The 19,077-nt window shown below is 51.6% G+C and carries 19 protein-coding genes; all 19 read left to right on the top strand.

The annotated features are described in order from the left end of the window. Positions 1 to 22: 22 nt before the first annotated feature. Complete coding sequence (gene mnmE, locus ACP3PW_RS04730) at positions 23 to 1,399, top strand: tRNA uridine-5-carboxymethylaminomethyl(34) synthesis GTPase MnmE (RefSeq protein WP_426415517.1); 1,377 nt, start codon at positions 23 to 25, stop codon at positions 1,397 to 1,399. 579 nt (positions 1,400 to 1,978) lie between these two features. Beyond that, positions 1,979 to 3,862 (top strand): tRNA uridine-5-carboxymethylaminomethyl(34) synthesis enzyme MnmG, encoded by a 1,884-nt coding sequence (gene mnmG / locus ACP3PW_RS04725; RefSeq protein WP_426415516.1) that lies wholly within the window; start codon positions 1,979 to 1,981, stop codon positions 3,860 to 3,862. Beyond that, on the top strand, positions 3,862 to 4,512 hold the full coding sequence (gene rsmG, locus ACP3PW_RS04720; protein WP_426415515.1) for a 16S rRNA (guanine(527)-N(7))-methyltransferase RsmG: 651 nt from the start codon (positions 3,862 to 3,864) through the stop codon (positions 4,510 to 4,512). Before mnmG ends, rsmG begins: the two co-directional genes overlap by 1 nt. 16 nt (positions 4,513 to 4,528) lie before the next feature. Further along, complete coding sequence (locus ACP3PW_RS04715; RefSeq protein ID WP_426415514.1) at positions 4,529 to 5,317, top strand: ParA family protein; 789 nt, start codon at positions 4,529 to 4,531, stop codon at positions 5,315 to 5,317. Positions 5,318 to 5,348: 31 nt separating this feature from the next. After that, a complete protein-coding gene (locus tag ACP3PW_RS04710; RefSeq protein ID WP_426415513.1) occupies positions 5,349 to 6,221 on the top strand; it encodes a ParB/RepB/Spo0J family partition protein in 873 nt (290 codons plus the stop codon). Positions 6,222 to 6,540: 319 nt separating this feature from the next. Then, positions 6,541 to 6,933 carry an ATP synthase subunit I gene (locus ACP3PW_RS04705; protein WP_426415512.1) on the top strand — a complete coding sequence of 131 codons (393 nt, stop codon included), beginning with the start codon at positions 6,541 to 6,543 and terminating at the stop codon, positions 6,931 to 6,933. 19 nt (positions 6,934 to 6,952) lie between these two features. Continuing rightward, positions 6,953 to 7,882 (top strand): F0F1 ATP synthase subunit A, encoded by a 930-nt coding sequence (atpB, locus tag ACP3PW_RS04700; RefSeq protein ID WP_426415511.1) that lies wholly within the window; start codon positions 6,953 to 6,955, stop codon positions 7,880 to 7,882. A gap of 48 nt (positions 7,883 to 7,930) precedes the next feature. Further along, on the top strand, positions 7,931 to 8,170 hold the full coding sequence (gene atpE, locus ACP3PW_RS04695; RefSeq protein WP_426415510.1) for a F0F1 ATP synthase subunit C: 240 nt from the start codon (positions 7,931 to 7,933) through the stop codon (positions 8,168 to 8,170). 44 nt (positions 8,171 to 8,214) lie between these two features. After that, positions 8,215 to 8,685 (top strand): F0F1 ATP synthase subunit B, encoded by a 471-nt coding sequence (locus tag ACP3PW_RS04690; RefSeq protein ID WP_426415509.1) that lies wholly within the window; start codon positions 8,215 to 8,217, stop codon positions 8,683 to 8,685. Positions 8,686 to 8,697: 12 nt separating this feature from the next. Next, positions 8,698 to 9,234 (top strand): F0F1 ATP synthase subunit delta, encoded by a 537-nt coding sequence (locus ACP3PW_RS04685; protein ID WP_426415508.1) that lies wholly within the window; start codon positions 8,698 to 8,700, stop codon positions 9,232 to 9,234. 26 nt (positions 9,235 to 9,260) lie between these two features. Beyond that, positions 9,261 to 10,805, top strand: a complete 1,545-nt coding sequence (gene atpA / locus ACP3PW_RS04680; RefSeq protein ID WP_426415507.1) for a F0F1 ATP synthase subunit alpha — start codon at positions 9,261 to 9,263, stop codon at positions 10,803 to 10,805. Between the two features lie 81 nt (positions 10,806 to 10,886). Next, positions 10,887 to 11,747: a F0F1 ATP synthase subunit gamma gene (atpG, locus tag ACP3PW_RS04675; protein WP_426415506.1), complete on the top strand. Its 861-nt coding sequence runs from the start codon at positions 10,887 to 10,889 to the stop codon at positions 11,745 to 11,747. 40 nt (positions 11,748 to 11,787) lie between these two features. Continuing rightward, positions 11,788 to 13,185, top strand: coding sequence for a F0F1 ATP synthase subunit beta (gene atpD, locus ACP3PW_RS04670; protein ID WP_426415505.1), 1,398 nt, complete (start codon positions 11,788 to 11,790; stop codon positions 13,183 to 13,185). Between the two features lie 63 nt (positions 13,186 to 13,248). After that, positions 13,249 to 13,674: a F0F1 ATP synthase subunit epsilon gene (locus tag ACP3PW_RS04665; RefSeq protein WP_426415504.1), complete on the top strand. Its 426-nt coding sequence runs from the start codon at positions 13,249 to 13,251 to the stop codon at positions 13,672 to 13,674. 101 nt (positions 13,675 to 13,775) lie between these two features. Further along, positions 13,776 to 15,155 carry a bifunctional UDP-N-acetylglucosamine diphosphorylase/glucosamine-1-phosphate N-acetyltransferase GlmU gene (gene glmU, locus ACP3PW_RS04660; RefSeq protein ID WP_426415503.1) on the top strand — a complete coding sequence of 460 codons (1,380 nt, stop codon included), beginning with the start codon at positions 13,776 to 13,778 and terminating at the stop codon, positions 15,153 to 15,155. A gap of 29 nt (positions 15,156 to 15,184) precedes the next feature. Next, positions 15,185 to 17,017, top strand: coding sequence for a glutamine--fructose-6-phosphate transaminase (isomerizing) (gene glmS, locus ACP3PW_RS04655; protein WP_426415502.1), 1,833 nt, complete (start codon positions 15,185 to 15,187; stop codon positions 17,015 to 17,017). Positions 17,018 to 17,377: 360 nt separating this feature from the next. Continuing rightward, positions 17,378 to 17,548, top strand: a complete 171-nt coding sequence (locus tag ACP3PW_RS04650; protein WP_426415501.1) for a low molecular weight phosphatase family protein — start codon at positions 17,378 to 17,380, stop codon at positions 17,546 to 17,548. Positions 17,549 to 17,644: 96 nt separating this feature from the next. Continuing rightward, positions 17,645 to 17,995 (top strand): ArsR/SmtB family transcription factor, encoded by a 351-nt coding sequence (locus ACP3PW_RS04645; protein WP_426415500.1) that lies wholly within the window; start codon positions 17,645 to 17,647, stop codon positions 17,993 to 17,995. 22 nt (positions 17,996 to 18,017) lie between these two features. Further along, a complete protein-coding gene (gene arsB / locus ACP3PW_RS04640) occupies positions 18,018 to 19,076 on the top strand; it encodes an ACR3 family arsenite efflux transporter (protein WP_426415499.1) in 1,059 nt (352 codons plus the stop codon). Position 19,077 lies beyond the last annotated feature (1 nt).

Below are 19,077 nucleotides of genomic sequence, written 5' to 3'. Positions count from 1 at the left end.
AATACTGCAAAACGGATTAGATATGACTGATACTCACAAATATACCACTGATACCATAACCGCGATTGCAACCGCCCCCGGAAGGGGGGGCGTTGGAATCGTTCGAGTATCAGGCCCTCTTTCTAAACAAATTGGTAAAGTTATTTGCAGTAGAACACTAAAACCGAGGATTGCTCATTACGGCGAATTTAGAAGCCATGAAGGTCAGGTAATCGATCAAGGCATAGCAATTTATTTTAGCGGCCCAAACTCATTTACGGGCGAAGACGTCATAGAGTTTCAAGCCCACGGCGGCCCTATAATCCTGGATCTAATCCTCGCTACAGTCATCGCTATGGGGGCCCGTCAGGCGCGCCCTGGAGAGTTTTCCGAAAGAGCCTTTCTCAACGATAAGCTCGACCTAACCCAGGCAGAGGCAATCGCTGACCTAATTAATAGTTCGTCAGAGCAGGCTGCCCGATCGGCACTAAACTCCTTGCAAGGGGAATTCTCACGCCTTATAAACCATCTCGTTGAAAAACTGATACAGCTTCGCATATACGTAGAAGCTGCTATCGATTTTCCAGAAGAGGAGATCGATTTCCTTGCTGACGGTAAGGTTTCAAGCGATCTTGCTGCACTGCAGAAGGAGTTGGAATCCATAAAAAGTCAAGCTGGGCAGGGCGCTATTTTGCGAGAGGGGATGACCGTCGTTATCGCAGGACGCCCGAATGCCGGAAAATCCAGCCTGTTAAATGCCTTATCCGGGAGAGATAGTGCCATCGTAACCGATATCGCCGGCACCACCCGGGACCTCTTAAGAGAGCAGATAAACATCGATGGTATGCCGTTACATATTATCGATACCGCGGGGCTCAGGGAGAGCAACGACGAGGTGGAGCAGATAGGGGTAACCCGGGCATTAAAAGAGATGGAAAAGGCCGACAGGGTGCTGTTAATGGTCGACGCTACCACCACCAGCGCCACCCGTACCGAGGAGCTGTGGCCTGAGCTTATGGATCTGCTCCCGGACCCCGCCAAGATCACGCTGATCCGTAATAAGATCGACCAGAGCGGGGAACAAGCTGGGGTTCAACCGATGGAGCAGGGCGCGGTAGTGCGCCTATGTGCAACAGATCACAGGGGTGTCGACGCCCTGCGCCAACACTTAAAACAGTGTGTCGGCTTTGAGGGTACTACTGAAGGTAGTTTTATGGCGCGCCGGCGTCACCTGGAATCCCTCACCCAAGCCACTGAATCCCTCCAAAACGGCCGTTACCAACTGGAGAATATGGGGGCTGGCGAACTATTGGCTGAAGACTTGAGGATGGCGCAAAAAGCACTGGGTGAGATCACAGGAAGCTTCACCTCGGATGACCTTCTCGGGCGAATATTTTCCAGTTTTTGCATTGGCAAATAGCTGAACTTTTCTTCAATACCCCCTCCAAACTTTACCAAGAAAGCTTACCGGGAGAACATCCTGGGATGTTTTGCGGGTGAAGCCTGCGTAAAAAAGCTCCTCCTGAATCCCCAAAACGTCACTTAAACCTGCTCTCTGGGCGGATTTTCTTCCATTTTCCACCTGGAAAATGACTATTTCCCCATTTTTTTTACACTAAAATACCGCCTAAGCTCTGTGTGTAAGCACTGTATTGGTGGGGGGTAAAAGTTGTGGATAACTAAGGTTGTGAATAACTCACCTTTTATCCACACCCTATCCCCCGCATGCCCCCACCATACCTAACGGAACACAACAGCCTTTACCGTTCATTAACTGATTGATTTAAATGATAAATAACTACTTTTCCACACAAAATAGCGTGCTTATATATAACAATAACATCAAAGAAAACACTATATAAAATACTTAAATAACCTTTAATAACTCCTTTTCACCTGTACATAAAAAAGCTTCTTTTTTAGTCACTTGCCCTTATACTTGTCCCCCCTGAAATCTCGAATTAACTCCTTGGCCATCGATCGCCAGAAGGTGAAACCTGTGGATTATCCCTCTCGCTATGACGTCATCGTCGTGGGTGGCGGTCATGCCGGCACAGAGGCCGCGTTGGCCGCAGCCCGAATGGGCGTTAAAACCCTTTTGATTACCCACAACGTTGAGACCCTGGGACAGATGTCCTGCAATCCAGCGATTGGGGGAATCGGTAAGAGCCATTTGGTAAAGGAGATTGACGCGCTTGGGGGAGCTATGGCGATAGCTACCGACCTCGGCGGAATCCAGTTTCGTGTTTTAAATTCGCGCAAAGGGCCTGCGGTTCGAGCGACCAGGGCTCAGGCCGATCGTATACTTTACAAGGCAGCGATACGCAGCCTGCTGGAAAATCAGTCTAACCTCGATATTTTCCAGCAAGCCGTCGACGACCTGATCGTCGAGCAGGACACCGTGGTCGGTGTTATTACCCAGATGGGGCTGAAATTTTATAGCGACTCGGTAGTGCTTACCGCGGGTACCTTTCTGGGCGGGGTAATCCATATAGGATTGGAAAACCATAGCGGTGGTCGAGCCGGTGACCCCCCTTCAACCACCCTGGCGAAACGTTTGCGCGAGCTGCCGTTTCGGGTTGAAAGATTGAAGACGGGAACCCCCCCACGAATTGATGCACGAAGTGTCGATTTTTCGGTAATGACAGAGCAGCCGGGCGATACCCCAACTCCGGTGATGTCGTTTATGGGAACGGTCGAGGATCACCCTCGGCAGATTAGCTGCTACATCACCCACACGAACGAAAAGACCCACGATATTATCCGCAGCGGCCTTGATCGCTCACCGATGTATACCGGAGTTATCGAAGGGGTGGGGCCGCGTTATTGCCCTTCAATCGAAGATAAAATCAATCGCTTTTCCGATAAAGACAGCCATCAGGTATTTGTTGAGCCCGAAGGTTTGACCACGCACGAGCTGTATCCCAACGGTATTTCAACCAGTTTGCCGTTCGATGTGCAGATAGATCTGGTGCGTTCAATGCGCGGATTCGAACAGGCGCATATTGTCCGCCCCGGCTACGCAATCGAATATGATTTTTTCGATCCCAGAGACCTTAAACCGTCACTGGAAAGCAAATTTCTGCAGGGGATCTTTTTTGCCGGCCAGATAAACGGTACCACCGGCTACGAAGAGGCGGGAGCCCAGGGATTACTGGCGGGCCTGAATGCGGCGCGTCGAAGTCAGGCGCTTGAAGCCTGGTGCCCTCGCAGGGATGAGGCCTATCTAGGTGTGCTGGTTGATGACCTCATTACGATGGGAACTTCTGAACCCTACCGAATGTTTACCAGCCGTGCCGAATACCGCCTGGTACTGCGGGAGGATAACGCTGATTTGCGCCTGACCGAGAAGGGAAGGGAGTTAGGGTTGGTGGATGATGGGCGCTGGAACCGTTTCGAGACCAAGCGAGAGAGTATCGAGCGGGAAAAGCAGCGATTGGCACAAACATGGGTCCAGCCTGGAACGCCCCAGGCCACAGCGATCGACAAATTGCTGGAAACCCCTATTACCCATGAATACAGCCTGTTGGAGCTGTTGCGACGCCCCCAAATTGGTTACAACCAGCTCATTGAAGCCACAGGTCCTGGTGAGGAGGATCCTCAAGTCTGCGAGCAGGTAGAAATTCAAACTCGGTATCAGGGGTATATCGAGCGCCAGGCGGAGGAGATCCAACGTTTGCGCAACCATGAAAAAAACCTGTTACCAGAGGACCTGGATTACCTGTCGATCGATGGATTATCCAACGAGATCAGGCAAAAGCTGATTGAAAATCGCCCTGATACCCTGGGTAGGGCATCCCGTATTCCTGGCGTCACCCCAGCGGCGATATCCCTGTTATTGATCCACCTTAAGAAACGCTCTTTGATCAGGAAGCAAGCCTGATGGCCATAAATGATCCTTTGGTGAGTGCCCTTGCGCTGGGAATTACGCGCCTTAAGCTGGATATTGATGAGTCTAAACAACTGGCCTTGCTGGAATACCTGAGACTGCTGGCGAAATGGAACAGGGCGTATAATCTCACCGCTGTCCGCAACATTGAGGATATGCTCCCGCGCCATCTGCTGGATAGCTTGAGTGTGAGTCCTTACTTAACCGGCCAGCGTGTGCTCGATGTAGGAACAGGCCCTGGTTTGCCGGGTATCCCACTTTCGATCACTTATCCTGATCGGCAATTTACGTTACTCGATAGTAATGGTAAAAAAACAAGGTTCCTGCATCAGGCTGTGGTAGAGCTCGGCCTCGCCAATATCCAGGTTTGCCAGAGTCGAATTGAGGCTTTTTCCTCTGCAGAACCCTTCGATGCGATCCTTTCCAGGGCGTTCAGCACCTTGTCCGATATGGTGAAAGGTTGCTACGACCAATGTGCTGGCGGGGGGCATTTTTTGGCAATGAAGGGGGTTTACCCCCATCAGGAGCTGGAACAGTTGCTGCAGTATTACCCGCAGCTTGAGGTGGAGGCCGTGCATCCCCTTGACGTACCGAACAGCGAAGGTGAGCGGCACCTGGTAGTGTTGCGCAAACCACAAGCATAAAAACAGGGGCATCAGTGTGGGCAAGATCTTAGCGGTAACCAATCAGAAGGGGGGCGTGGGTAAGACCACCACCTGTATCAATCTTGCAGCGTCCCTGGTAGCAACCAAGCGTAAGGTATTGTTGGTCGACCTGGATCCCCAGGGCAATGCAACCATGGGTAGTGGAGTTGCCAAGAACGAGCTCGAGCGTTCGGTCTATGATGTTTTGATCGGAGAGTGCGATATCGATCGCGCGATCCAGTCAACCCAGCACGGGGGATACGACATATTGCCGGCTAATGGCGATCTAACGGCGGCCGAGGTTGAATTGCTTGATCTGAGTTCCAAGGAAAAACGGCTGGCCTACTCGTTGCGTAAGGTTCAGGAAAGTTATGACTTTATCCTGATCGACTGCCCTCCCTCGTTGAATATGCTAACGGTCAATGCCTTGACGGCCGCAAATGGGGTGGTTATTCCCATGCAGTGTGAGTACTACGCACTGGAAGGTCTCAGTGCCCTGCTTGATAGCGTGCGTCGCATTACTGAAGTTCTTAATCCTGAGTTGGGCGTCGAGGGGTTGTTACGCACCATGTATGATCCCCGTAACAGTTTGACCAACGAAGTGTCGGCGCAGCTAACCAGCCACTTTGGCGACAAGGTCTACCGAACCGTTATTCCACGTAATGTGCGGTTGGCCGAAGCGCCGAGTCATGGGCTACCGGCTATGGTGTATGACAAACAGTCAAAAGGGGCACTCGCCTACCTCGCGCTGGCGGGGGAGTTGATACGAAAACAGGAACAACCCAGACAAGCAATATCCGCTTGAGTTGAAGTGATCAGAGGTAATCGAGGACGCTATGGCAGCGAAGAAAAGAGGATTAGGGCGGGGCTTGGATGCGTTGCTGGCGGGAAGTTCATTACCTAAGGCGGGAGATCCCGTACCAACGGGAACCGATGGTAAGCTATCCGAAATTCCGGTTGAGTTTATTCGCCGTGGCAAGTACCAGCCACGCAGGGATATGCAGCCCGAGGCACTGGAGGAGCTGGCTAACTCGATCCGGGTTCAGGGGGTGATGCAACCGATCGTGATTCGCCCGGTCGGTGTCAACCAATACGAGATCATTGCTGGCGAGCGTCGCTGGCGTGCTACCCAGAAAGCGGGCCTGGACAAAATACCGGCGATCATTCGTGATGTCCCTGACGAGGCGGCCATCGCAATGGCCTTGATCGAAAATATTCAACGCGAAGACCTTAACCCGATTGAAGAAGCCATGGCGCTGCAACGGTTGCAGGAAGAGTTTGAGTTGACCCAGCAGCAGGTAGCGGATGCTGTTGGTAAATCTCGCACGACGGTGACTAACCTGTTGCGCCTGATCGGTCTTAACACCGAGGTCAGAACCATGTTGGAGCACGGGGACCTGGAGATGGGGCACGCCCGGGCGATGTTGACTCTGGAGGAGGATCTGCAGTTGCAAGCTGCGCGGGCGGTGGTCGCCCGCTCCCTGTCGGTACGTCAAACCGAAGCCTTGATCCGAAAGTTGCAGCAAGAGTCTCCAGATACCAGCTCCGAGCAGACCCTGAACCCCGATATTCGTAACCTTCAGGATTCCCTGTCCGAGCGTCTTGGTGCTTCCGTTCGTATCGACCACAGCGCCCGGGGAAAAGGGAAGCTGGTGATTCAATACAACAACCTGGATGAGCTGGACGGTATTCTAGCCCATATCAAATAGTCTAATTGACCTTGAAAAGATGGGGATTCCGGCAGCAGGGATTTGCTGCTCACCCATCAGGCTTGGGGTACATCTAGTGTCTTGGGCTATATAAATGACTACATATAGCTCTAAATCATGGTCAGCAGGGTACCGCAGCTTGTTGTTTTTTCTGCAAAAAAAGCAGTGCTACCAGCGGTTTTTTTTTGATCACCCCCTCTCAATGGCTATTGAATGAGGGGGGCATTCCCCCTATAATCACGACGCTTTAAATCAGGGTGAGTCTTGCTACCCCTGACAAATGCACCCCTGAAATGGCAACGGTGAAGGCTGAGTTAACGTGAATAAACCCGTTTCTCACTTTAATAGATCTCCGTTGTACAGGTTGATCGTGCTGCAATTTATCGCAACGCTATCAATGGGAGTTATCTGCTCTCTGGTGAGTTTTGAAGCAGCATATTCTGCGTTTTTGGGCGGCTTGGTGTTCATGCTCCCGAACGCGCTGTTAATTTATAAGGCCTTCTTCGCTATTGAAGTAGGCTCAGCCAGAAAAATAGCCAACTCGATGTATGTTGGCGAAGCAATAAAGTTTGGTCTCACTGCGGTGTTGTTTGCGGGTGTGTTTGTGTTTGTTACCCCGTTGAGTGCATTCCCGTTATTTATGACTTTCTTTATTGTATTGATGATCAACAGTCTGTCGCCTTTGTTAGTTGGGCGATTGAACGACAGTTAACAACGTTTGAGATCTAGGTATGGCAACTGAAATTACCGCATCGTCGTATATTCAACACCACCTCACTAACCTCACCTATGGTCAGCTCCCTGCTGGGTATCAGCGCGGGGATGGCTCTGTATTGTCTGAATCACTTTGGACTTTTGCAGGTTCAGGGCAAGAAGCAGCCGATATGGGGTTTTGGGCACTAAACGTTGACAGTATGGCAATATCCATCCTGTTAGGTGCGGTGTTCTACTGGATGTTCCGCAGTGTTGCTAAAAAAGCGACCAGTGGCGTTCCTACGGGAATGCAGAATGTGGTTGAGACCATTATTGAGTTTGTACAAAGCAACGTCAGCAGCATGTTCCCCTACAAAAACCCGATGGTCGCGCCAATGGCGCTAACGATTCTGGTGTGGGTGTTCTTTATGAACCTGATGGACCTGGTGGCAATAGACCTGATACCCGAAATCGCCAAGATTGTCGGTGTGAGTGTGTTTGGCGCTGATCCTCACCATGTATTTTTCAAGATTGTGCCGTCAACTGACCCTAATATCACACTGGGTATGGCGACCTGCATCTTTATACTGATTCTATTTTACAGTGTCCGCGAGAAGGGAATTGGAGGGTTCATGGGTGAACTCTGCCTACACCCCTTTAGCAGCAAGAACATAGCACTTCAGGCGTTTTTCGTACCTATTAACTTTGTCCTGGAGTTTGTCAACCTGATCGCTAAGCCGGTATCTCTCGGTCTGCGACTGTTCGGCAATATGTACGCTGGTGAGATGATCTTTATCCTGATCGCTCTGATGTTCAGTGGCGGGTTCCTGATGGGAATCTTTGGTGGTGGCCTCCAGCTCGTTTGGGCGATGTTCCACATACTGATCATCTCTCTGCAGGCGTTTATCTTTATGGTTTTGACCATCGTGTACATGAGCATGGCTTATGACACAGGTGAAGATCACTAAAGCTTTTTCTTTTTAATAACCAACCTTAGTAAATTTGGAGATAAAACAGTGACTGAAGCAACTGCTCTGTTAGTAATCGCAAGTGGCATCCTGATGGGTCTGGGTGCTGTAGGTGCAGCTATTGGTGTAGGAATCCTGGGTTCCAAGTTCCTGGAAGGTGGTGCTCGCCAGCCAGAACTGATTCCTATGCTGCGTGCTCAATTCTTTATCGTAATGGGCCTGGTTGACGCCGTTCCTATGATCGGTGTTGGTTTGGGTATGTATATCCTGTTCGTGCTGGCAGCCTAATTAGAAACCCCACGACATCAATTCCTATTTAACGGAGAAGCCGTGTGAATTTTAATTTAACGTTTATCGGCCAGATGATTGCGTTTGGCATATTCGTTTACTTGGTCATGAAACATGTTTGGCCGCCAATTCTGGCGGCGATGGAGGAACGTAAAAAGTCCATCGCCGACGGTTTGAGCGCAGCTGAACGAGCTTCTCGCGATCTTGACCTGGCTAAGAAAAAAGCCGGTCAGGAATTGCGCGAAGCCAAGCAGCAAGCTGCTGACTTGATCGACCAGGCGAACAAACGCTCCAGCCAGATCATCGACGAGGCCAAAGAACAGGCCCGCTTAGAGGGTGATCGACTGCTTACTGCTGCACAATCAGAGATTGAGCAGGAGAAGAATAGGGTTAAGGAAGCGCTTCGTGCGGAAGTAGCGGCGATAGCCGTTGCTGGTGCTGAGAAGATTCTGCAGTCCTCTATCGACGCGAATGCTCACAGCGAGATGCTCGACAAACTCGCTAAAGAACTTTGATAGAGGTTAATAATGGCAGAGTTAACGACAGTAGCCAGGCCATACGCTAAAGCAGCGTTCGAGGCGGCCCAGGACTCTGGTGAGCTGGACCTTTGGGCCAGCATGCTTGAGCTTGGTGCTGCGGTAGCCCAGGATCGGTCCGTGGTATTGTTCCTGGATCATCCGGAATTGAGTCGTGAACAGAAGGCCGCCGCTTTCGTAGATATCTGCGATGGCAAACTTAATGAAGAGGCTAAAAACTTCTTCTCGGTTATGGCCGAAAACAACCGTCTCGCGTTGTTGCCTGAGGTTTTCGTTTTGTTCGAAAACTTCAAAACTCAATTAGACAAGCAGGTCGACGTAACCGTTGAAACCGCTTTCGATATGGGCAAGAAGCAACAGGACGCACTGGCGCAGGCATTGAGCAAGAAGCTGGATCGACACGTAAACCTGAGTAGCGAAACTCATCCCGAACTTATCGGTGGAGTAGTCATTCGCGCAGGCGACCTGGTTATCGATGCATCTGTTCGCAGCAAAATCTCGAAACTAGCCGAGGCGATTAACTCCTAATTGAATTAGGATTTGAGGATAAAGGCATGCAGCAACTAAATCCCGCTGAGATCAGCGAAATTATCAAGAAGCGTATCGAAAAGCTCGATACCACTTCTGAAGCCCGTAATGAGGGCACCATTGTCAGCGTATCCGACGGTATCGTCCGGATTCACGGCCTGGCAGACGTAATGTACGGCGAAATGATCGAATTCGATGGCGGCCTTTACGGCATGGCCATGAACCTTGAGCGTGACTCAGTCGGCGCTGTAATCCTGGGTAGTTACGAGTCTCTGGTAGAGGGCGGTACCGCTCGCTGCACAGGTCGTATCCTCGAAGTACCGGTTGGCCCTGAGCTTCTTGGTCGAGTGGTTGACACCTTGGGTAACCCGATCGACGGAAAAGGTGCGCTGGGTACAGATTTGACCTCTCCGGTTGAGAAGGTCGCTCCCGGTGTAATCGCCCGTCAATCTGTTGATGAGCCAGTGCAAACGGGTCTCAAGGCGATCGATTCCATGATTCCGATCGGCCGCGGTCAGCGTGAGCTGATCATCGGTGACCGTCAGGTAGGTAAGTCTGCCGTCGCGATCGACACCATCATCAACCAGAAAGGCACCGGTATTAAGTGTGTCTATGTCGCCATTGGCCAGAAGCAGTCTTCTATTGCCAACGTGGTACGCAAGCTGGAAGAGCACGGTGCGATGGATCACACTATTGTGGTCAACGCTGGCGCAGCTGATTCTGCAGCCCTGCAGTATCTTGCACCGTTTTCCGGCTGCTCCATGGGTGAGTACTTCCGTGACCGTGGTGAAGATGCATTGATCATCTATGATGATCTGACCAAGCAGGCTTGGGCCTACCGTCAGATCTCGCTATTGCTGAAGCGTCCCCCTGGACGTGAGGCGTATCCTGGTGACGTGTTCTACCTCCACTCCCGTCTGCTTGAGCGTGCTGCTCGTGTAAATGCGGATTACGTAGAAAGCTTTACCAACGGTGAAGTGAAAGGCCAGACCGGTTCCTTGACCGCTCTGCCGATCATCGAGACACAGGCCGGCGACGTATCTGCATTCGTACCGACCAACGTAATCTCCATCACCGATGGTCAGATCTTCCTGGAAACCGATCTTTTCAACTCCGGTATCCGTCCTGCGATCAACCCCGGTATCTCCGTATCCCGAGTGGGTGGCGCAGCACAGACCAAGATCATCAAGAAGCTCAGTGGTGGTATTCGTACCGCGCTGTCCCAGTATCGTGAGCTGGCGGCATTCGCCCAGTTCGCCTCTGACCTTGATGAAGCAACCCGTGCCCAGCTTGAGCATGGTGAGCGTGTAACCGAGCTGATGAAGCAGAAGCAGTACTCTCCGATGAACATCGCCGAGATGGCTGTCAGCCTTTATTCTGCTGAAAAAGGTTACCTGAAGGACGTTGAGCTGAACAAAGTTCTGGATTTCGAATCAGCCCTGATCGCCTACGCTAACAGCGAGTACGCTGGATTGATGGCTCAGGTTGCAGAAAGCGGTGCTTATACCGACGAGATCGAGAACACCTTGAAAGAGATGCTGGAGAAATTCAAGGCAACTCAAACCTGGTAACAAGTGAGAGGTCAGTCGTTATAACGGCTGACTTTTCCGTACTACCCCTGGGTAGTGCCAGCAACCAGATAAAGGTGAGATATGGCAGTCGGAAAAGAGATACGTACACAGATTGGTAGCATTAAAAATACGCAGAAGATCACTGGCGCCATGCAGATGGTGGCAGCGAGCAAGATGCGTAAAGCTCAAAATCGTATGGAAGCCAGCCGCCCTTACGCGAAGCGTATTCGTGAGGTGGTGGGCCATGTTGCAAACTCGTCACCCGAGTATCAGCATGCCTATATGAAAGAGCGTGAAGCCAAGCGTGTTGGTTACATCATAGTATCCACCGATCGTGGATTGTGTGGTGGCCTGAACATCAACCTGTTCAAGCACACAATCAAATCGATGAAGACCTGGTCCGATCAGGGCACAGCGGTTGATATCTGTGTAGTAGGTAAAAAAGCGGGAGCGTTTTTCCGTCACTACGGTGGAAACGTTGTTGCGGCGATCAGTGATCTGGGTGACCAGCCCAATATCGCGGATCTAATTGGTGCCGTTAAGGTGATGCTCGATGCCTATGATGAAGGCAAGATCGATCGTTTGTTCCTGGTGTACAACAACTTTGTAAACACCATGTCTCAGACTCCGGTTGATGAGCAATTATTGCCTTTGCCAGCAGATGAAGACGAGGCTTTGAAGCATCATTGGGACTATATCTATGAGCCCGATGCCAAGGACCTGCTGGATGGTTTGCTGATTCGTTATATCGAATCACAGGTTTATCAGGCAGTGGTCGAAAACGGTGCTTGTGAACAGGCTGCGCGGATGGTTGCGATGAAGAGTGCGACCGATAACGCGGGTGAGCTTATTGATAAACTGCAGTTGGTTTACAACAAGGCTCGTCAGGCTGCGATTACCCAAGAAATTTCTGAAATTGTTAGTGGTGCGGCGGCCGTTTAAGGCGTCGATGACCAATGAGTATTTATAGAGGATCCTACTTATGAGTAGCGGACGTATTGTACAGATCATCGGTGCCGTGATCGACGTGGAGTTTCCCCGCGACAGCGTACCCAAGGTGTTTGATGCCTTGAAGGTCGAAGGGAAAGAAACCACTCTCGAGGTTCAACAGCAATTGGGCGACGGTATCGTGCGCTCCATTGCCATGGGCTCTACCGAAGGTTTGAGCCGTGGTTTGAATGTTGATAACACCGAAGCACCCATCATGGTACCCGTAGGAGTTGAAACCCTCGGTCGTATCATGGACGTGCTGGGTAACCCTATCGATGAGCGTGGTGAAATTGGTGAGCAGACACGTGCCTCCATTCACCGTGAAGCGCCTACCTATGCCGAGCAGTCCGCGTCTTCGGACCTGCTGGAAACCGGCATCAAGGTTATCGATCTGGTTTGTCCTTTCGCGAAGGGCGGTAAGGTTGGTCTGTTCGGTGGTGCCGGTGTTGGTAAGACCGTCAACATGATGGAGCTGATCAACAACATCGCCCTCAAGCATTCCGGTCTGTCCGTTTTTGCCGGTGTTGGTGAGCGTACTCGTGAGGGTAACGACTTCTACCACGAGATGCAGGAAGCGGGTGTAGTAAACCTTGAGAAGCCTCAGGAATCCAAGGTAGCGATGGTTTACGGCCAGATGAACGAGCCTCCAGGAAACCGCTTGCGTGTTGCCCTGACCGGCCTGACCATGGCGGAGAAATTCCGTGACGAAGGTAAGGATGTACTGCTGTTTGTCGATAACATCTACCGTTACACCCTAGCCGGTACCGAAGTATCTGCTCTCTTGGGTCGTATGCCTTCTGCGGTAGGTTATCAGCCTACTCTGGCAGAGGAGATGGGTCGTCTTCAGGAGCGTATCACCTCTACCAAGACCGGTTCTATCACCTCGATCCAGGCGGTCTATGTACCGGCGGATGACTTGACCGACCCCTCGCCTGCAACCACCTTCTCTCACCTTGATGCGACCGTAGTATTGAGCCGTGACATCGCCGCCAAAGGTATCTACCCTGCGATCGACCCGCTTGACTCTACTTCCCGTCAGCTTGATCCCCTGGTGATTGGTCAGGAACATTATGACGTGGCCCGTGGCGTTCAGGGTACCCTGCAGCGTTACAAGGAACTGAAAGATATCATCGCGATTCTGGGTATGGATGAGCTGTCTGAAGAGGACAAGTTGACCGTTGCCCGTGCCCGTAAGATCGAACGATTCCTTTCGCAGCCATTCTTCGTAGCGGAAGTATTCACCGGCTCTCCCGGTAAGTACGTTTCCCTGAAGGACACCATTGCAGGCTTTAAGGGTCTGTTGTCCGGTGAGTATGACAACCTGCCTGAGCAGGCGTTCTACATGGTTGGCTCGATCGACGAAGCTGTCGAGAAAGCGAAGAACCTGTAAGTTGTGGCCGGCGGTCGCTTCGGCGACCGCTCTAATGGTTAAACCGACAAGAGGCAAATAACGATGGCAATGACAGTACATTGTGACATCGTCAGCGCTGAATCGGCGATCTTCTCCGGATTGGTGGAGACGGTTATCGCCTACGGTAGCGAAGGTGAACTGGGTGTAACGCCCGGTCACGCGCCCCTGCTGACAGGCTTGAAGCCGGGTCCTATCCGGATCATCAAGCAGGGCGGCGAAGAGGAGATTTACTATATCTCCGGTGGCTACCTGGAAGTTCAGCCGAACAACGTCAAGGTGTTGGCAGACACCGCGTTGCGTGCCGACGATATGAATGAGGCTGCTGCTGAAGAAGCTAAACGGGAAGCGGAGCAAGAGCTCGCCAACCGAAGCTCTGAACTGGATTATTCCCGTGCTGCGGCGCAGTTAGCAGAGGCGAGTGCGCAGCTGCGAACCCTCAGGCAGATCCGTGATAAAATCCGCAAATAATCGTGGACCTGGAAATGCTAAAATAAGGGCAGTCTGCGGACTGCCCTTTTTTTGTTTGTAATTTCACTATTGATAACCCTATTTACACACAGGTTGTTTGTATGCGTGTTGACATTGTAATTCTGGCAGCGGGTCAGGGAAGCCGTATGAAATCCGCGTTACCCAAGGTGCTCCATTGCGTTGCGGGTAAACCGATGGTTCAGCACGTTATCGAGCGGGCGCAGGAGTGCGCCAGCCACTTTGGCTCGGGCAATATTCATGTAGTGATCGGTCATGGCGGAGCGCAGGTAAAAGAGCGCCTTAACCGGTTGGATGTCTCCTGGGTCGAGCAGACAGAGCAGAAAGGAACCGGCCATGCGGTCGCCCAGTCGCTACCCAATCTGGCGGGTGCTGACCGGGTACTGGTGCTTTATGGTGATGTGCCCCTCACCAGTGCCGACAGCCTGATCGAATTGGTGGGTTCGCTGGATGATGCCCCTCTATCTCTGTTAACCGTCAACCTGGATAACCCAAGTGGTTACGGTCGCATCGTGCGTAACCCCCAAGGTAGTGTTACCGGAATTGTAGAACACAAGGACGCCACCGAGGCGCAGTTAGCCATGACCGAGGTCAATACCGGTATTCTGGCGACAGTGGCCGAAAACCTGCAACGTTGGTTGCCGGCCCTGAATGCCGACAATGCTCAGGGGGAGTATTACCTGACAGATATTGTCGCTATGGCGGTGGCCGAAGGCGGGCGGGTGGTCGCCTGCAACGCACCGGTCGAGCAGGAGGTGCAGGGGGTTAATAACCGTCAGCAGTTGGCTGGATTGGAACGCTGGTATCAACATCGTGAAGCCATACGTCTTATGGCAGAAGGGGCTACACTGTTGGATCCCGCCCGTATCGATGTGCGCGGGACTTTGACTGTGGGTAATGATGTGGTGATCGATGTTAACTGTGTGTTCGAGGGTGAGGTTCGCCTTGCAGACGGGGTTAGTATTGGTCCTAACTGCGTGATCAGCGACACTCTGGTCGGCGCAGGGAGCCGCATAAAAGCCAACTCTGTACTTGAGCAAGCAGTGGTTGGCCAACACTGCGAAGTCGGGCCTTTTGCCCGCCTGCGACCTGGTACGGAATTGAAGGCCAATGCGAAGATCGGTAATTTTGTAGAAACCAAAAAAACCCTCGTCGGAGCAGGCAGTAAGATTAATCACCTAAGTTATGTAGGCGACGCTGAGTTGGGTGAGAGGGTAAATGTCGGTGCTGGCACCATCACCTGTAACTACGATGGCGTTAACAAGTTCAAGACCCAGATAAAACACGGCGCTTTTATTGGTTCTAATACCTCTTTAGTAGCGCCGGTAACAGTGGGTGAAGGCGCAACGACCGGTGCCGGATCCACTATTACCAAGTCGGTAGACGATGGTGAGCTTGCGGTGGCACGCGGCCGCCAGAAAAACCTGTCCGGTTGGCAAAGACCGGTCAAACAGGATAACTAACCGACAGCGCACCGAATAAGGAAAAAGATATGTGTGGAATTGTAGGAGCGGTAGCCCAAAGAGACGTAGCGGATATTTTGCTTGAGGGGTTAAGGCGTCTTGAGTATCGCGGATACGACTCTGCGGGTATGGCGATTGTTGACGGAAAAGGTGATCTACACCGGCTCCGGCGCGTAGGAAAAGTTGCTGAACTCGAAGAAGCCCTAACCCAACATCCACTCACAGGTGGAACTGGAATCGCGCACACACGTTGGGCTACTCATGGTGTTCCGAGTGAGCGAAATGCTCATCCCCATGTGTCTGTTGGCGATCTTGCTATTGTTCATAACGGTATAATCGAAAATCACGAAGCATTACGTGATGAATTATCGCAATCCGGTTACATCTTTAAGTCAGAAACTGACACCGAAGTGATGGCTCATTTGATACATCGCGAGCTAATTAAAAATGACGATTTGTTATCTTCTGTTACTGCTTCAGTAAAATTGCTCGAAGGAGCCTATGGAACGGTTGTTATGGACCGTCGAGACCCTAGTCGTTTGGTAGCGGCTCGTTCCGGTAGTCCATTGGTTGTTGGTTTAGGGATTGGTGAAAACTTTTTGGCGTCTGATCAATTGGCATTGCTCCCTGTTACTCGTCGCTTCCAGTATCTGGAAGAGGGCGATGTGTGCGAGCTTACTCGTAGCCAGGTAACGATTTTTGATCGTTCCGGAAAAAAAGTTGAGCGAAAAATTATTGAGAGTGATTTAGATCACGATGCTGGTGATAAGGGTACCTACCGGCATTACATGCTCAAAGAGATTCACGAACAGCCAAGCGCGGTAAGAAATACACTTGAAGATCGTCTCGAAAAAAACAGAATTATGGTGGAATCTTTTGGAGAAAAAGCGGAAAGCATTTTCTCTAAAGTGAAAAATGTTCAAATTATAGCATGTGGAACGAGTTACCATGCTGGCATGGTGGCTCGATACTGGTTTGAAGAGGTTGCAGGTGTTCAATGCAACGTTGAAATAGCCTCTGAATTCCGTTACCGAAAGAGCTTTGTTCCTGCCGATAGCCTGTTCGTTACCATATCTCAATCGGGAGAAACAGCGGATACATTGGCGGCGCTACGTCTGGCCAAAGAGTCCGGATACATGGCATCGCTAACCCTGTGTAATGTTCCCGGATCATCCTTGGTGCGTGAATCCGATCTCGCCTTTATGACCCGTGCGGGGGCAGAAATAGGTGTTGCTTCGACCAAAGCATTTACCACCCAACTCGTGTCCCTGCTGATGCTGGTCGGGGCAATAGGTCGTTATAACGATCTAAGCGAAGCGAAGGAAGCCGAACTGGTTTCTTCACTTCGATCACTGCCTTCTGTTATCGAAAGCGCACTATCCCTTAGTGGCGATATCGAAAACATGGCCGAAGCTTTTTCAGACAAGCAGCATAGCCTTTTCCTTGGCCGTGGAAGCCAGTACCCCATCGCAATGGAGGGAGCGCTAAAACTTAAGGAGATCTCCTACATCCATGCTGAAGCCTATGCCGCCGGAGAGCTCAAGCACGGCCCGCTGGCGTTAATCGATACCAATATGCCGGTGGTTGTTGTCGCACCCAACAACGAGCTCCTTGAGAAGCTAAAATCCAATATGGAAGAGGTGAGGGCTCGCGGCGGTTTGCTCTACGTGTTTGCAGACACTGATGCGAGATTGATGGAAGGAGACACGGTTGAGGTGCTTACTCTTAATCGGGTAGATGACCTGATTGCACCGATCGTTTATACCATTCCATTGCAGCTTCTCTCCTATTACGTTGCCATCATAAAGGGCACCGACGTTGACCAACCTAGAAACCTGGCAAAATCTGTCACGGTCGAATAGCTAACATAAAATGGTATGGGATAGTGGTGGGGTGAAATGAGGTATCATCCCCGGGCCGCTCCCAACGCTTACCTAAGCCCCGCCGCTAGTCGAGGGCATCATGTGTTGTCGGATCTCAAATTGGCAGTATTTCACATGCCCAATTACTGAGGAATCAGTGCCCCTGGCAATCCAATAATAGGCGACTAAATACCGTTATCGTAAGTGCCCCACCAAGGCAACTAATAGAAGCGCCTTAATCCCTTAGCGAAAAACCTGGTTATAAATGGGGGGATTACAACAGAACCTTTTGCCGTTGATTTCGCCACCGAACCGACTAATATATATGAATAAGCGTATATGCGTATTAAAGAGTGTTCGGTGAACAAGGTTAATCTGTTATTTGTATGTTCCGAGAATTCGGCCAGCTCACAGATGGCCGAGGCGCTGGCGCGACACTTTTATGCAGAGCAGTTCGATATTTCCAGCACCGGTGACTTTGCCGATACGCGCCAACTACTAAAATCTTCATTGGAATTTCCCCGACCCTAAAAGGCTCGGGCCAGACGGATTCAAAAAGATGGCGCAAGAGGTCGCCGAGGGGATAAAGCTGTTCGCCTTGGTGACATTGAAAAAAGAGTAAGCGATATGCCGTATGTTCCAGCCAATGTTTTTAAATGCCTGAGTGACGAAACCCGCCTGCGCACCCTGTTGTTGATTCAGGCAGAGGGGGAGCTGTGTGTGTGCGAAATTGCAGCGGCGCTGGACCTTTCTCAGCCCAAGGTATCGAGGCATCTGGCGCAGCTGCGCAACTGCAGCCTGTTACTGGATACCCGGCAGGGTCAGTGGATCTTCTATCAGCTTCATCCCGAACTTGATCGTTGGATTGTTGAGGTACTGCAAAGTGTCGCCGGCGCTGGCGGCCGACAACTGGCCGGGGATCAACAACGCCTACAACGTATGGGCGATCGACCCGAACGCCAGATTGCCTGCTGCTAGTACTTATTAAGGAGAGATAAGGATGGGACTTTTTGAGCGGTATCTGACGGTGTGGGTGGGGCTCTGTATCCTGGTGGGGGTTGCGGTGGGTAACACCTTCCCCGGAATCTTCGCGGTTGTCGCGACCCTTGAGTACGCCCATGTAAATTTAGTCGTGGCGCTGTTTATCTGGGTGATGATCTACCCGATGATGATTCAGGTGGATTTTGCCGCGATCAAAGATGTCGGCAAACGGCCCAGGGGGCTGGTGCTAACCCTGGTGATCAACTGGCTGATCAAGCCTTTCACCATGGCCGCGCTGGGCTGGCTATTTTTTAAAGTCTTTTTTGCCGGCTGGGTTGATCCGCAGTCGGCCAGTGAATATATCGCGGGTATGATCCTGCTGGGTGTGGCGCCCTGTACGGCGATGGTGTTTGTCTGGAGCCAACTGACCAAAGGTGACCCCAACTACACCCTGGTGCAGGTGTCGGTGAACGACCTGATTATGGTGTTCGCTTTTGCGCCCATCGCCGCGTTTCTGCTGGGTATCAGCGATGTGGAGGTGCCTTGGCAGACGCTGGTGTTGTCGACCGTGCTCTATGTGGTACTGCCATTGATCGCCGGGGTAATCACTCGGCAGCGATTGATCAAGCGCAGTACACGGGCGCTGGATGACTTTGTTCATTGGCTCAAACCCTGGTCGGTGATCGGTCTGCTGGCCACCGTGGTACTGCTGTTCGGGTTTCAGGCCGAAACAATCCTTACCCAGCCGCAAACCATTGTCTTGATTGCGATCCCTCTGTTGCTGCAGACCTATGGGATCTTCGCCATTGCGTACATCTGGGCGCTGCGATGGAAACTGCCCCACAATATTGCCGCCCCCGCCTGTCTGATCGGCACCTCCAACTTCTTCGAGCTGGCGGTGGCGGTGGCGATCTCGCTGTTTGGCCTTCACTCCGGTGCCGCCCTGGCCACAGTAGTGGGCGTATTGGTGGAGGTGCCGGTGATGTTGTCGCTGGTGGCCTTTGTTAATCGAACCGGGCATTGGTTCGCACCCGAACCGGTACCTGAATCTGAGACAAAATCTACCAGCGCGGGATAAT

The organism is Aestuariirhabdus sp. LZHN29 (genome assembly GCF_049985285.1).
Taxonomy (GTDB): Bacteria; Pseudomonadota; Gammaproteobacteria; order Pseudomonadales; family Aestuariirhabdaceae; genus Aestuariirhabdus.
The sequence above is the reverse complement of the archived record's forward strand: the minus strand, read 5'-3'. Positions and strand labels throughout refer to the sequence as shown.

What these genes read in the sequence shown, in the direction of transcription:
- mnmE (WP_426415517.1), top strand. Translation starts at nt 23, where the DNA reads ATGACTGATACTCACAAATATACCACTGATACCATAACCGCGATTGCA.
- rsmG (WP_426415515.1), top strand. Translation starts at nt 3,862, where the DNA reads ATGGCCATAAATGATCCTTTGGTGAGTGCCCTTGCGCTGGGAATTACG.
- ACP3PW_RS04710 (WP_426415513.1), top strand. Translation starts at nt 5,349, where the DNA reads ATGGCAGCGAAGAAAAGAGGATTAGGGCGGGGCTTGGATGCGTTGCTG.
- atpB (WP_426415511.1), top strand. Translation starts at nt 6,953, where the DNA reads ATGGCAACTGAAATTACCGCATCGTCGTATATTCAACACCACCTCACT.
- ACP3PW_RS04685 (WP_426415508.1), top strand. Translation starts at nt 8,698, where the DNA reads ATGGCAGAGTTAACGACAGTAGCCAGGCCATACGCTAAAGCAGCGTTC.
- atpA (WP_426415507.1), top strand. Translation starts at nt 9,261, where the DNA reads ATGCAGCAACTAAATCCCGCTGAGATCAGCGAAATTATCAAGAAGCGT.
- atpG (WP_426415506.1), top strand. Translation starts at nt 10,887, where the DNA reads ATGGCAGTCGGAAAAGAGATACGTACACAGATTGGTAGCATTAAAAAT.
- atpD (WP_426415505.1), top strand. Translation starts at nt 11,788, where the DNA reads ATGAGTAGCGGACGTATTGTACAGATCATCGGTGCCGTGATCGACGTG.
- ACP3PW_RS04665 (WP_426415504.1), top strand. Translation starts at nt 13,249, where the DNA reads ATGGCAATGACAGTACATTGTGACATCGTCAGCGCTGAATCGGCGATC.
- glmU (WP_426415503.1), top strand. Translation starts at nt 13,776, where the DNA reads ATGCGTGTTGACATTGTAATTCTGGCAGCGGGTCAGGGAAGCCGTATG.
- glmS (WP_426415502.1), top strand. Translation starts at nt 15,185, where the DNA reads ATGTGTGGAATTGTAGGAGCGGTAGCCCAAAGAGACGTAGCGGATATT.
- ACP3PW_RS04645 (WP_426415500.1), top strand. Translation starts at nt 17,645, where the DNA reads ATGCCGTATGTTCCAGCCAATGTTTTTAAATGCCTGAGTGACGAAACC.
- arsB (WP_426415499.1), top strand. Translation starts at nt 18,018, where the DNA reads ATGGGACTTTTTGAGCGGTATCTGACGGTGTGGGTGGGGCTCTGTATC.